At 67.7% G+C, this 12,834-nt stretch carries 11 protein-coding genes; 1 reads left to right on the top strand and 10 read right to left on the bottom strand.

The annotated features are described in order from the left end of the window. Positions 1–26: 26 nt before the first annotated feature. The 8 genes from RT97_RS01250 to pilQ form a co-directional block, all read right to left on the bottom strand. Entirely contained in the window at positions 27–1,274 is a 1,248-nt protein-coding gene (locus RT97_RS01250; RefSeq protein WP_080898123.1) for an NAD(P)/FAD-dependent oxidoreductase, read from the bottom strand. Then, on the bottom strand, positions 1,264–2,055 hold the full coding sequence (locus RT97_RS01245; protein WP_437184083.1) for a YaeF family permuted papain-like enzyme: 792 nt from the start codon (positions 2,053–2,055) through the stop codon (positions 1,264–1,266). Before RT97_RS01245 ends, RT97_RS01250 begins: the two co-directional genes overlap by 11 nt. Continuing rightward, positions 2,052–3,176 carry a sterol desaturase family protein gene (locus RT97_RS01240; RefSeq protein WP_042576971.1) on the bottom strand — a complete coding sequence of 375 codons (1,125 nt, stop codon included), beginning with the start codon at positions 3,174–3,176 and terminating at the stop codon, positions 2,052–2,054. Before RT97_RS01240 ends, RT97_RS01245 begins: the two co-directional genes overlap by 4 nt. A 65-nt stretch (positions 3,177–3,241) precedes the next feature. Continuing rightward, entirely contained in the window at positions 3,242–4,132 is an 891-nt protein-coding gene (locus tag RT97_RS01235; RefSeq protein WP_042576970.1) for an ABC transporter permease, read from the bottom strand. A 90-nt stretch (positions 4,133–4,222) separates the two neighbouring features. After that, the gene (locus tag RT97_RS01230) at positions 4,223–5,140 is read right to left on the bottom strand and encodes an ABC transporter permease (protein ID WP_042576969.1); all 918 of its coding nucleotides are present in this window, start codon (positions 5,138–5,140) and stop codon (positions 4,223–4,225) included. Positions 5,141–5,156: 16 nt separating this feature from the next. Next, a complete protein-coding gene (locus RT97_RS01225; RefSeq protein ID WP_042576968.1) occupies positions 5,157–6,425 on the bottom strand; it encodes an ABC transporter substrate-binding protein in 1,269 nt (422 codons plus the stop codon). 51 nt (positions 6,426–6,476) lie between these two features. Next, positions 6,477–7,502: an ABC transporter ATP-binding protein gene (locus RT97_RS01220; protein WP_042576967.1), complete on the bottom strand. Its 1,026-nt coding sequence runs from the start codon at positions 7,500–7,502 to the stop codon at positions 6,477–6,479. Between the two features lie 83 nt (positions 7,503–7,585). Beyond that, the gene (pilQ, locus tag RT97_RS01215; RefSeq protein WP_042576966.1) at positions 7,586–9,691 is read right to left on the bottom strand and encodes a type IV pilus secretin family protein; all 2,106 of its coding nucleotides are present in this window, start codon (positions 9,689–9,691) and stop codon (positions 7,586–7,588) included. 240 nt (positions 9,692–9,931) lie between these two features. On the opposite strand from pilQ, the gene RT97_RS01210 reads away from it, so the two are divergent. Beyond that, complete coding sequence (locus RT97_RS01210; protein ID WP_155403701.1) at positions 9,932–10,999, top strand: hypothetical protein; 1,068 nt, start codon at positions 9,932–9,934, stop codon at positions 10,997–10,999. Positions 11,000–11,005: 6 nt separating this feature from the next. Here RT97_RS01210 and cobA read toward each other — a convergent pair whose 3' ends face one another. Next, a complete protein-coding gene (gene cobA / locus RT97_RS01205; protein ID WP_042576964.1) occupies positions 11,006–11,806 on the bottom strand; it encodes a uroporphyrinogen-III C-methyltransferase in 801 nt (266 codons plus the stop codon). Next, on the bottom strand, positions 11,803–12,708 hold the full coding sequence (ybiB, locus tag RT97_RS01200; protein ID WP_042576963.1) for a DNA-binding protein YbiB: 906 nt from the start codon (positions 12,706–12,708) through the stop codon (positions 11,803–11,805). Before ybiB ends, cobA begins: the two co-directional genes overlap by 4 nt. Positions 12,709–12,834 lie beyond the last annotated feature (126 nt).

Genomic DNA, 12,834 nt, shown 5'->3' with positions numbered 1-12,834 from the left:
AGGGGAGGCCAGAAGTTAGCCCGAGATTATAGCGCGGTTGCGCACGCGTGGGCGCTCGCCCAGGCCCATTGGAAGTTGTATCCGCCCAACCAGCCCGTCACATCGACCACTTCGCCGATGAAATAAAGGCCCGGCTGCTTCGATTCCATCGTCTGGGACGACAAATCGCGGGTGTCGACGCCACCGGCGGTGACTTCGGCCTTCTTGTAGCCCTCGGTGCCGCTCGGAGTGATCTGCCAGCGGGCAATGCGCTCGGACAGCACCGCCAGCGCCTTGTCGGCCGCCTCGTTGACCGGCCGCTGCAGCGCCGGGTCCTGCCCGACCCAGGCGTCGGCCAGTCGGGAGGGCACGTGCGTGGCCAATTCGTTGGCGATGCGTTTCTTCGAGCGCAGCTTGGCCTCGCCCAATGCCTCGGCCACATCCGTGCCGGGGGCGAAATCGATGGTGAGCGGTGCGCCGGGCTTCCAGTAGCTCGAAATCTGCAGCACGGCCGGGCCCGAGAGGCCGCGGTGGGTGAACAGCAGGTCTTCGAGGAACGCCATCTTTTCTTTTTTCGCCCCGGTTTCGATTCGTACCGGCAGCGCCAGCCCGGCCAGTTCGGCGTAGGGCGCCCAGCCTTCGCCGCCGAAAGTCAGCGGCACGAGGGCTGGGCGTGGCGTAACCACGCGCAGGCCGAATTGCCCGGCCAGGCGGTAGCCGAAGTCGCTGGCGCCGATCTGGGGGATCGACAGGCCGCCGGTCGCGATGACCAGCTTCGGTGTCTCGATCACGCCGCGATCGCTATCGATTCGATAGCTTCCGGCGCCCGCTGCATCAGGGGATGCAGGAGAAAAAGCGATGTTGCCCAGCTTGCATGGTTGCCACCGCGTCACCCCGCCTGCCGCGCATTCGGCCAGCAGCATGTCCACGATCTGCTGCGAGGAGCCGTCGCAGAACAGCTGTCCCTTGTGCTTTTCGTGAAAGGCGATGCCGTGCTTCTGCACGAGGTCGATGAACTGCTGCGGCGCATAGCGCGACAGCGCCGAACGGCAGAAATTCGGGTTGTCGCCGATGAAGTGGCGCTGCGGCGCGCGCACGTCGAGGTCGCGGTTGGTGAAATTGGCCCGCCCGCCGCCCGAGATGCGGATCTTCTCGCCGACCTTCTCGCTGTGATCGACCAGCAGCACCTTGAGCCCGCGCTGGCCCGCCACCCCGGCGCAGAACAGCCCGGCCGCGCCGGCGCCCACCACCACGACGTCGAATTGGAAAGGAGCGTTCAAACCGTCAGGGCCCATCGGCGGCCAGCAGCGGCGGCGCGTTGTACTTGAGGTGCCCCACATAGCGCAGCGGCTGCGTGGCGGCGATGGAGGGCACGTCGCCCTCGCGCATGTGCAAGAGGTCGGCCGGGCTCACCCAGCGCGGATCGGCCGCGGTGATCGGCAGGCCCGCCTGGCGGTAGGCTTCCAGCACGAACTGCGAGCAGAAGAACTGGTCGTCACGGCTCGCGCCCAACTGCACCATGGCCATGCCGCTGATGCAGAAGTTGCTCACCGAAGCGGGAATCAGCGGCAGTTCGCAGAGGCGCCGGTTCAGCACGAAGGGCGCGTTCAGCAGCACGCCGGCGGTGTTGTAGCGCGTGCCGACCTGCGAATTGGCCCAGGTGCGCAGCTTCGCGACGCCCGCGTCGTCCAGGCCCGGCACGCGAAAGGCCACCACCATCTGTTCTTCGGCCACCACGTCGGCCAGCGGCCGCGCGCGCACGCCGGTGCCCACGGCTTCGGCGATCAGCCCGTCGCCCAGGTACAGCACCGCATGGCTCACCGGCGAGAAGGTGCCTAGCCGGATGCCGAAGGAATTGACCGTCGCGATCGAGGTCAGCAGGATGTCGCCGGGCGCGAGCGCCTTGGCCGTGATGAGTTCGCCGCCGTTGCCCGGCGCGATGACCGAGCTCTGCACCCGAAGGCGCAGGCCGGAGTCCTTGGAGGGCAGGTCGACCCGGGTGGCGCAGGCCGAAAGCAGCAGCGCTGCACCCGCCGCGACCACGAGCGCGGCGGCACGAAGAGCGGCGCGCATCATCCTTTCCAGACGAACGGGAACTTCAATTGCTTGAAGAAGCCGTTGGGCACGTAGTCGCCCAGCACGCCGTACTTCTCGGGCCAGAGCTTGGTGCTCTTGACCGCGGTGCCGAAGATGTAGTCGAGGAAGGCGTAGTGCGCCGCGTAGTTCTTGTCGAGCGCCTCGATGTCCTGGCTGTGGTGCCAGTGGTGGAAGTTGGGCGTCACGATGAGGTAGCGCAGCGGCCCCAGGCGCACGCTCACGTTGCAGTGGTTGAACACCGCCTGGAAGCCGACCACCACGATGTACGCATCGATCACTTCCTTGCTGAAACCCAGCACGTAGATCGGCGCGAGCACCAGCGTGCGGGTGATGAGCAATTCAAGGATGTGCTGGCGCGAGCCCGCCATCCAGTCCATGCTTTTCACGCTGTGGTGCACCGCGTGCAGGCGCCAGAGCACCGGCACCTCGTGGTAGGCGCGATGCGTCCAGTACTGCACGAGGTCGGCCACCAGGATGATCAGCAGGATGCCCGCCCAGAACGGCAGGTTGCCCACCCAGCCGCGGATGCCGTCGTTGGCTGCCCAGCCGAAGAGCTTGTGCACCATGAGGTTGGTGGCCAGCAGCACGAAGCCCACGATCATGTGGTTGACCACGAAGTGGTGGAAGTCGGTCTGCCACTCTTCGCGGAACACCGGCTGGTCTTTCCGCAGCGCGAAGAGCTTCTCGATGAAGATGAAGATCAGCGACGAGCCCAGCAGGTCGAGGATGAACCAGTCCAGGCCGATGTAGGGCGTGTTGTCCGCGAAGTCGTGCACCGGCACCTTGTGCCCGCCCAGCAGCGCCGAGGCCGCCACCAGCAGGAACGCGGCCGACGAGAGCCAGCGCGAGCGGTTGAAGATGATGTTGACCAGCGAGAGCCCGCCCGAGACGACCAGCGCCGTGAGCAGGATGTAGCGCATCACGTCGACGTTGTAGCTCTTGCGCAGCTCGGGCGTGGTGAGGTACTGCGGAAAGTGGAAGGCCAGCACACCGAGGAAGCACAGGATGCCCAGGCTCAGCGCAATGGTGCCGGTGACAAGGCCGCGGCCGCGCTGCAGCTGGCCGTGGCTCCCCGTGAAATCGTTCAGTTTGTCGAGCATGTCCGCCTCTCTCTCTATCGCTTGTGCTTTGTTGGAGCGCGATTTTAGGCGGCGTAGGAAAAATCTCACATAGGCCGAACGGCCCGCCGCCGCAGCAGCGCCGCCGCGCCCAGCGCCACGCCCATGACCAGCAGCGAGACGACGGTGGTCACCGTCCCCAGCGCATAGATCGACGGCGTGGTGACTGTCGAGGTCAGGCCCTGCAGCTCCAGTGGCAGCGTGTTGACGTCGCCGATCGCCTGCGAGGTGCGGGCGATCTCGTCCCACGACAGCGTGAAGCCGAACATGCCGATGCCCACGATGGAGGGGCCGATCAGCGGCAGCACCACATGGCGGAAGGCCTGCCACGGCGTGGCGCCGAGGTCGCGCGCGGCCTCTTCGTAGGCCGGGTTGAAGCGGTTGAACACCGCGAACATGATGAGCAGGCCGAAGGGCAGGGTCCACGTCAGGTGTGCGCCGAGGGCGGAGCTGAAGAGGCCGAGCGCCGTGCCGTAGCCTTCGAGCAGCGTGGTGGCGTCCATCGCCGTGAGCATGCCCTTGATGCCCGTGTCGAGCAGCCTGAACTGCAGCCCGATGCCCAGCGAAATGATGATCGACGGCATGATGAGGCTCGCCACCGTCACGAAGAAGAGCGCGTTGCCGCCCTTGAGCTTCTTGCGGAACGCGAGCCCCGCCAGCACCGACAGCACCACCGTGAAGGCCATCACCACCGCGCCCAGCGCCAGCGAGCGCCGGAACGCCGCGCCGATGTCGACCGTGCCCAGCCCCTCGGCCAGCTTGTAGAACCAGTGCAGCGACACGCCGCGCAGCGGAAAGGTCAGGCCTCCCTCGGGCCCCTGGAAGCTCAGCACGAAGATCGTGATCATCGGGCCGTAGAGGAACAGCACGAACAAGGCGAACACGATCGCCAGGGGCCAGAAGCCGGGGGCGCGCTGTGCGCTGATGGGCGTCTGCATGTCAGTGCCGCCCGGCCGCCCGAAGGCACTGACGCATCCCGTTGGGGGGCAGCGATACGCGAAGCGATGAGCGTGGGGGCATCATTTTTTCTAGAGTTCCTTGCGAATATCGACCAGGCGGGTCAATCCCCAGATGATCATCAGCACCACCGCCAGCAGGATCATCGCGTTGGCAGCGGCCAGCGGAAACTGCAGGTACGAGGTCTGCACCTGGATGATCTTGCCGATCGAGGCGATCTGCTGGCCGCCCATCACGCCGATGGTCACGAAGTCGCCCATCACGATGGTGATGACGAAGATCGAGCCGATCAGGATGCCGGTGCGCGACAGCGGCACCACCACGTTCCAGAGCGTCTGCCAGCCAGAGGCGCCCGCGTCGCTCGCCGCTTCGAGCAGCGAGCGGTCGATGCGCATCATGCTGTTGAAGATCGGCACGATCATGAACATCGTGTAGAGGTGCACGAAGGCCAGCACCACCGAGAAATCGGAGAACAGCAGCCACTCGACCGGCTGGTTCACCAGGCCCGCACCCATCAGCGCCTGGTTGACCAGGCCGTTGCGGCCCAGCAGCGGCACCCACGAGATCATGCGGATCACGTTCGATGTCCAGAAGGGCACGGTGCACAGCACGAACAGCACCGTCTGCACGGTCGACGAGCGCACGTGGAACGCAAGGAAGTACGCGACCGAAAAACCGACCAGCAGCGTGATGCCCCAGACCAGCACGCAGAACTTGAAGGTGCTCAGGTACGTGTTGAGCGTGACGCACAGGTCGCCGTTGTCGGTGAGGCGCGAGCACCCCTCGAACAGGCTCAGGTAGTTGCGCAGCGTGACCGCGGGGATCAGCTCGTACTCGTTGAAATTCCACAGGCTGACCATCGCGACCAGCGCCAGCGGAATCAGGAAGAACAACAGGAACACCAGCGCGAACGGCGCCGCCTGCCACCACGCCTTCACGGTGTGGAGCGGGTCGGCGGCTGCGGAGGCGCGGGTGGCGGGAGCGCTCACGGAATCGGAAGCGAGCTCAGGCGGCGACGAACTCGTTCCACTTGCGAACCATGTATTCGTTCTCGTCCATCACCGCGTTCCAGCACGCGATGCCGCCCATGCGCTGCTCGTAGCTGCCGCCGTCGCGCACCGCGCCGGCCTTGGCGATCACGTCGCCCTGCGGGCTCTTGATGTCCTGCGCGGCGGGCTTGCCTTCCATCCAGTAGGCCCACTCGTAGGCTTCCATCTTGGTCTTGGCGGTGTCCAGCACGGCGCTGTAGTAGCCCTGGCGGTTGAGGTACGCACCGGCCCAGCCGTCGAGGAACCAGTTGATGAACTCGTAGGCGCCGTCGAGCTTCTTGCCCGAGAGCGTGGCCGGCAGGCCGAAGCCCGAGGCCCAGGCGCGATAGCCTTCCTTCAGGGGCTGGAAGGTGCAGTCGATGCCCTTGCCGCGCACGGCGGTGACGGCGGGCGACCACATCGACTGGATCACCACCTCGCCCGAAGCCATGAGGTTGACCGACTCGTTGAAGTCCTTCCACAGCGCGCGGAACTGGCCGGCCTTCTTGGCCTCGATCAGGGTCTTGATCGTCAGGTCGATCTCGGCCTTGGTCATGTTGCCCTTGTCGGCGTACTTGTGGATGCCCTTGGCCTCCACCACCATCGCGGCGTCCATGATGCCGATCGAGGGAATGTTCAAAATAGCCGCCTTGCCCTTGAACTCGGGGTTCAGCAGTTCGGCCCACGAGCCGATCGGGCGCTTGATCAGGTCGGGGCGGATACCCAGCGTGTCGGCGTTGTAGGTGGTCGGAATCAGCGACATGAACTGCGTCGGCGACTTGGCGAACGCCTTGCTCTTCTCGCCTTCGAGGTAGATCACCTTGATGGGCGCCGTGCCCTGGTCGCCGACCTTCTTGCCGCCGACTTCGCCCTTGGTGAAGAGCGAGGTGATCTTGGCGGCGTTCTTCACGCGCTTGCTGTCGATGCCCTTCAGGTTGCCGGTCGGCACGATCTTCTTGAGCGAGAAGAACTCGGTGTCGATCAGGTCGAAGCTGTTGGGCGCGGTCACGGCGCGCTTGGTCACGTCGTCGGTGGTCACCGCCACGTACTGGATCTCGATGCCGGTGTCGGCCTTGAACTTCTCGGCGATGGCCTTGTCCTGGTTCACCGCGGTGCCCAGGTAGCGCAGCACGATCTTTTCCTGTGCGTGCACGAAGGGCGCGATGCCCGTGGCCAGGATGCCGGCGGTGCCTTGCAGCAGGGCGCGGCGCTTGACGCCGGTGGACGAGTCGATGGAATCGGTCATTGCAGGGTCTCCGTAGAAAGTGGCGGACGAAAGGAAGGGAGAAAAATCAAATCAAGGGGCCACGGCGAGCGCGCGCGCATCGGCCTCGGCCCACGACAGGCGAACCGTCTCGCCCTGCGCGTACGGGCTCGCGAGAAAGGCGGCCTCGCCCAGCAGCACCGACACGTTCCGGCGCTCCGGCGCGGCGGCTTCCAGTGCCAGGCCGAGCAGCACATAGGTGCCCTGGTATTCGACGTCGGTGACCGCCGCGGGAATGCCGTTGCCGTCCGGGCCCGGCGCGATCCGCATGTGGTCGTTGCGCACCGCGATCGGTCCGGCGGGCGTGTCGATCACGTTGTGGCCGCCCATGAAGCGCGCGACGAACTCGTTGGCGGGGTGGTTGTAGATCTCGTGCGGCGAGCCGACCTGCTCGATCACGCCATGGTTCATGACCACCATCGTGTCGGCCAGCGCCATGGCTTCTTCCTGCGAGTGCGTCACGTGCACGAAGGTCAGCCCCAGCTCTTTCTGCCAGCGCCGAAGCTCCGCGCGCATCTGGATGCGCAGGAACGGATCGAGCGCCGAGAGCGGCTCGTCCAGCAGCAGCACGCGCGGCTCGGTGATGAGCGCACGCGCCAGCGCCACGCGCTGCTGCTGGCCGCCGGAGAGCTCGCCGGGCTTGCGGTCGGCCAGGTGGCCCATCGCCACGCGCGCCAGCAGGTCGCGCGCACGCTTCTGGCGCTCGGCCTTGCCGACGCCCTTCATCTTGAGGCTGAAGGCCACGTTGTCGGTGGCCGAGAGGTGCGGAAACAGCGCGAAGCTCTGGAACATCATCGCCGTGCCGCGCGCGGCCGCGGGCAGGTTGGTGATGTTGCGGTTGTCCAGCAGGATGTCGCCGCTGGTGACCGACTCGTGGCCCGCGATCATGCGCAGCGTGGTGCTCTTGCCGCAGCCCGAGGGCCCCAGCAGGCAGCAGTAGCTGCCGCTGGCGATGCGCAGGTCGATGGCATCGACGGCGGCCGGCGTGCCCGGGGCGTAGCGCTTGCTGAGCGCGACGATCTCGACCGCGGCGGGCGGAAGCGGGGCGACGGCGTTCATTGCCGGGCGGAAAACAGGCTGGAGGCGTGCATGCACGGTCTAAGCACGCTCCATGCCACATGGGCCCCGGAACGGGGCGGCGGTCAGGGCGCCGTGTTGGTGCGCCCGATCATCTTCGGCGTGATGAACACCAGCATCTCCACCTTGTTGACCACCCGCTCGCGCTTGCGGAAGAGCGTTCCCAGGTAGGGCACCTCGCCCAGAACGGGCACGCGCGATTCGTCGTTCGTCTCGGTCAGCTCGAAGATGCCGCCGATCACCACCGTGCCGCCGTTGTCGATCAGCACCTCGGTCTGCACATGCTTGGTGTTGATGGCCGGGCCCGCCGAGGTGTTCACGCCGCGCGCGTCCTTGCTCACGTCCAGCGTGAGGATGATGTTGCCCTCGGGCGTGATCTGCGGCGTCACTTCCAGCTTCAGCACCGCTTTGCGGAACGAGATCGACGTCGCGCCGCTCGACGTGGCCTGCTGGTAGGGAATTTCCTCGCCCTGCTCGATGAGTGCCTTGGTCTGGTCCGCCGTCACCACCCGCGGGCTCGACACCAGCCGGCCTTTGCCTTCGGCTTCCAGCGCCGAGATCTCCAGGTTCAGCATGCGCGTGAAGCTCGAGTTGAACAGCGAGAGCGAGAAGGCCCCTGCGCTGTTGCCCGTGCCGCCCGCATCGCCGGCCGGCAGGTTCACGAAGTTGCTGTTGGTGAACGCGGTGAAGGCGTTGTCGGTGCCCGTGGGGCTGGTGCCGAAGGAGGCGTTCTTGCCGGTGGCGCCGCCGCCCAGCTTCACGCCCAGCGATTTGCCGAAGGTGTCCGAGGCCTCGACGATGCGCGCCTCGATCAGCACCTGCCTCACCGGCACGTCGAGCTTGCGGATGAGCTCGCTTACTTCCGCCAGGCGCACCGGCGTGTCGGTCACGAAGAGCTGGTTGGTGCGCGCCTCGGCAATGGCGCTGCCGCGCGTGCTCAGGAGGCGGGTCGTCGCGGTGCCGCCACCGCCGCCGCCTCCGCTCCCGGTGCCCGTCAGGCTCTGCACCACCGTGGCCGCCTTGGCGTAGTTCAGCTGGTACGACTGCGTGCGCAGCGCCACCAGGTTCTCGACGGTGGCCTGCGCTTCCAGCTCGATCTTTTCCTTGGCGTTGATCTCGTCCTTGGGCGCGATCCACAGGATGCTGCCGTTCTTGCGCAGTCCCAGGTTCTTCGCCTGCAGGATGACTTCGAGCGCCTGGTCCCACGGCACGTCTTTCAGCCGCAGCGTGAGGGCGCCCGAGACGGCGTCGGAGGTCACGACATTGAAGCCGGTGAAATCGGCGATCACCTGCAGCAGCGCGCGCACGTCGACGCTCTGGAAATTGAGCGTGAGCTTCTCGCCGGTGTAGCCGGTGCCCTGCGTGAGCTTGGCCGGATCGGTCTTGCGCGGGCGCACCTCGATGACGAACCGGTCGTCCGCCTGGTAGGCGCTCTGCTCCCAGTCGCCGTGCGCGGCGATCGACAGGCGCACCCGGTCGCCCAGCTGCTGCGCGCTCACCGTGTCGACGGCCGTGCCGAAGTCGGACACGTCCAGGCGCCGCCGCAGCCCCTCGGGCAGCGACGCCCGCATGAACTCGGCCACCAGCGTCGCGCCCTGGCGCCGCACGTCCACGCCGAGCTGGCTGCTGCCCATGGCGATGAGCACGCGGCCGGCGCCGTCGTTGCCGCGGCGGAAATCGATGTCCTGCAGCGGCGTGACCTGGCGGTCCCTGCCTTCGGCGAACTCGGCGTTGGCGGGCGTCCTCGCCGGCTGGCCGGTGCCGGGCTGCAGCGAGACCAGCAGCGACTTTCCCTGGATTTCGGCCTGGTAGGTCGCCGCGCGCTGCAGGTTCAGCACCACGCGCGAGCGCTCGGCGGCCTGCACGACGTTGGCCGAGCGCAGGTTGCCGCTGCTGAATTCGATGGCCGCGCGGCCGATCGCGCTGCGCACGCCCGGAAAGTCCAGCGCAATGCGGGCCGGCGCCTGCACGACGAAGCCGGTGGGCAGTGCGGCGAGCGGCTCGGTGAAATCGATGCGCACCAGTTCCACGCCGGCCCTCGCGGTGCTCGTGACGGCTTCGATCGCGTTCTGCGCGTGCGCGGCGATCGAGGCGAAGGCAAGGACCGCAGCGCCGATCCATCGGCGCGGTCGCGTTCGCAAGACGCTCGGCGAGCGCGGGCAAGTCTTCATGGGTTCTTCTCCGTGTGAGGCTGGGCACGAACGACACGCGCGCCTTGCCGATGACGGATGGATGGTTTCGCCCAATCTGGGAGGAATCTTGCCGAGGCGCGACGGATCGCAACTTGTGTTGCACGGATGCCATGGACTGCGACGACACCGCGCCGCCGTCTCTCCGATTTCTCCGAATTTGCGAGGAACCATCGCGGCTTCCGGAGTCCTGTGGAGCTTGCGATGGTGGTGAATCGTTCGATGGTTGCGATGCTTGTCGGTGCGCTGGGCGTTGCCTGCGCCGGCTCGGGCGTGAGCGCGAGCTACGCCATGGCGCACCGGGAAGCGATGCCGCTGGCGGCGCCCGCATTGCGCCCCGGCGCGCGCCCCTGGTGGTCGGCCTTCGAGAGCGAGACGCTGAACGCGTTGATCGCCGATGCGGGCCGCGGCACGGCTCCGGGCGACGGCCTCGATGCGCCGGCCGCGGAGATCGGCGTCTCGGCCGCCTACGTCGCGTTGCTCGTCCAGACCCTGCGCCTGACCTACATCGAGAGCGCGCTCACCGCGGTGCGCCGGCAGTCGCAGCTCATGGCGGCCAGCCCGGCGCTGCACGACGACTTCAGCAAGGAACTCGAGCGTCGCGAAGCCGGTGCCGCGGCGGCGATGAAGAAGATCGATGCGCAGCGCGAAGCGAACCTGGCCTATCTCGTGGCGCGCTGCGGCCTGACGGAAGAGGCGCTGAAAAAAACCATCGACGACGAGGTCGCACAGCGCAGGCTGCCCCGTTTCGCGGCCTCGCTGCCGCAGGCCGTGCCTGCTGCGCTGCTGGCCAATCGCGACGACATCCGGCTGGCGGCGTCGCTCTACGGCATCGAGCCGCAGGCCTTGCTCGTGGGCACCATCGACGCCGGCCAGGGCGACAGCGACAACGGCGACTCGTCGGCCGGCGCGGACCTTCCCGGCTATCCGCTCTTTCCGCAGGCCGTGGCGCAGGGCCGCGCGGAGGTGGCCGAGGCCTTGCGAAGTCTGCAGGCATCGAACGAGCTGGCCGCCCGCGCGACCGGGCGCGCGCGCCGGGCGAAAGACGAGTTCGAACGATCGAAGGTGCGGATGAGCCGCGGAGAGTTGTCGGAGGTCCAGATGCTGGAAGACTTCCAGGGCCTGATGCTCGACCAGCAGCGCCTGGCCGCGGCCGACGGCGAACTGGCCATCGCCTGGATCGCGCTTGTCGCGAGCCTTGGGAGCCCGACGCCGGTGGTTTTGCGCGGCAGCCCCGAACCGGGCGCCGCGGCGTTGCGCGCGCGGCCCGGGCTTGTCGGGCGTTTCTGAGGGCGGCTAGGTGCCGAAGCGGTCCGCGTCCGCCGGCAGCGCGGCCGCTGCCAGCCCACGCAGCACGTCGCCCACCACGATCACCGCGGGGCTCGCGAGCCCGGCCTCGGCGATGCGGGCTTGCAAACCGTCGAGCGTTGTCGCGATGTGGCGCTGGTGCGGCAGGGTCGCGTGCTGCACCACGGCCACCGGCGTGTCGCCGGACAGGCCGTACAGCAGCTCGCGCTCGATGTGGCGCGCACCCGCCACGCCCATGTAGATCACGAGCGTGAGGCGCGCGTTGTGCGCCATCGCGGCCAGGGCGCGCCAGTCGGTTGGGTCCTCCTGCGCGCCCGCGCCGGTCTTGGCATGGCCGGTGACGAACACCACGCCCTGCGCATGGTCGCGATGCGTGAGCGGCACGCCCAGCGAGGTCACGGCCGCGAGGCCCGCGGTGATGCCGTTGACCACCGCGCATTCGATGCCCGCTTCGCGCAGGTGCTCCACCTCTTCGCCGCCGCGTCCGAAGATGAACGGGTCGCCGCCCTTCAGGCGCACCACGGTCTCTCCTTCGCGCACCGCGGTGATCATGAGCCGCTCGATGAACGCCTGCGGCGTGCTTTTGCAGCCGCCGCGCTTGCCCACGTGCACGATGCGCGCGTCCGGGCGGGCATAGGCCAGGATCTCTTCGCTCACGAGGTCGTCGACCAGCAGCACCGTGGCGGCCTGGATCGCCTTGACGGCCTTGACGGTCAGCAGTTCCGGGTCGCCGGGGCCGGCGCCCACGAGCGTGCAGCGGCCGGCGATGGGTGTCGAGGAGGTGTTCATGCGTGGGATGCCAGTTGCTTGATGTGCCCGACCTGTGCGGCGATGGCTTCGGGCACGGGAAGCTCGCCGTTCAATACGCGTCGCGTGTAGCCGGCCGTGGTGGCGACGTCGATTTCCTTGGGCAGCCCCGGCACCTCGGCCGCGGTGCCGCTGGCCTGCGCCTGCAGCTCGGTGCGCACGCCGCGCGCGAAACCGTCGATCTGCGCGGTGCGGCGCGGGTCGGAGACGACCTCGCCTTCGAGGCCGCGCGAGAGCAGGGCGGTGGTGCCCATCAGCTCGAAGGTCTCGGCCATGACGCGCGCGTACTCGGGGTGCGTGTAGCTGCCCACCACCACGGCTGGGCCGGCGGTGGGCTGCATCAGCTTGACCACGCTGTGGCCGGGGTTGCGCAGGCCGACGACGCGCCGCACGTCGAGCAGGCGCTTGAGCGCCGGGTTCAGCAATTCGGTCGCGGCGAAGCCCACGGTGCCGTTGGCGATGGGGCCGATGGCGGCCATGGGCGGCACGTCGAGCGCGGCAAGCACGTTCGAGGCGAGCACGCGTGCCGTTTCGGTGGCGCTGCCATGCACCAGCACCGGCAGGCCTTCGCGGGCCAGGAGCAGCGCGAGCAGCGGTGTGAGCACCGGCAGTTTGCGCGCGCCGTTGTAGCTGGGCAGCACGACGAGCGGGCGGTCGCCGGCGGGAATGTGGTGCAGCCGCGCATGCGTGGCATCGAGGAAGCCGGCCATCTCCTCGGGCGTTTCGCCCTTGATGCGCATCGCCAGGCAGAAGCCGCCGATCTCCAGGTCGGTGACGGTGCCGTCCAGCACCTGGCCGAACAGGTCGGTGGCCTGTTCGCGCGTGAGCGGCTTGGCGCCTCGCGCGCCGCGGCCGATTTCCTTGATGTATTGGCTGATTCCCATGGGTAGGCGGATTGTCCTGCAACGCTTATGCCGGAATGTGAGTCGGCTTATGCACCGGTTTTGCCCCTTCCCCCTTTGGGGGAAGGTTGGGATGGGGGCAGGCAGAGCGCGCGATGGATGCGCCGC

Source organism: Variovorax paradoxus (assembly GCF_000834655.1).
Lineage (GTDB): Bacteria > Pseudomonadota > Gammaproteobacteria > Burkholderiales > Burkholderiaceae_C > Variovorax > Variovorax paradoxus_F.
Note: the sequence above shows the minus strand (reverse complement) of the source record. Positions and strands in the feature narration are given on the sequence as shown.

Excerpts from the sequence above, each read along its gene's own strand:
- RT97_RS01250 (WP_080898123.1), bottom strand. The coding sequence starts at position 1,274 with ATGGGCCCTGACGGTTTGAACGCTCCTTTCCAATTCGACGTCGTGGTG.
- RT97_RS01245 (WP_437184083.1), bottom strand. The coding sequence starts at position 2,055 with ATGATGCGCGCCGCTCTTCGTGCCGCCGCGCTCGTGGTCGCGGCGGGT.
- RT97_RS01240 (WP_042576971.1), bottom strand. The coding sequence starts at position 3,176 with ATGCTCGACAAACTGAACGATTTCACGGGGAGCCACGGCCAGCTGCAG.
- RT97_RS01235 (WP_042576970.1), bottom strand. The coding sequence starts at position 4,132 with ATGCAGACGCCCATCAGCGCACAGCGCGCCCCCGGCTTCTGGCCCCTG.
- RT97_RS01225 (WP_042576968.1), bottom strand. The coding sequence starts at position 6,425 with ATGACCGATTCCATCGACTCGTCCACCGGCGTCAAGCGCCGCGCCCTG.
- RT97_RS01220 (WP_042576967.1), bottom strand. The coding sequence starts at position 7,502 with ATGAACGCCGTCGCCCCGCTTCCGCCCGCCGCGGTCGAGATCGTCGCG.
- pilQ (WP_042576966.1), bottom strand. The coding sequence starts at position 9,691 with ATGAAGACTTGCCCGCGCTCGCCGAGCGTCTTGCGAACGCGACCGCGC.
- RT97_RS01210 (WP_155403701.1), top strand. The coding sequence starts at position 9,932 with ATGGTTGCGATGCTTGTCGGTGCGCTGGGCGTTGCCTGCGCCGGCTCG.
- cobA (WP_042576964.1), bottom strand. The coding sequence starts at position 11,806 with ATGAACACCTCCTCGACACCCATCGCCGGCCGCTGCACGCTCGTGGGC.
- ybiB (WP_042576963.1), bottom strand. The coding sequence starts at position 12,708 with ATGGGAATCAGCCAATACATCAAGGAAATCGGCCGCGGCGCGCGAGGC.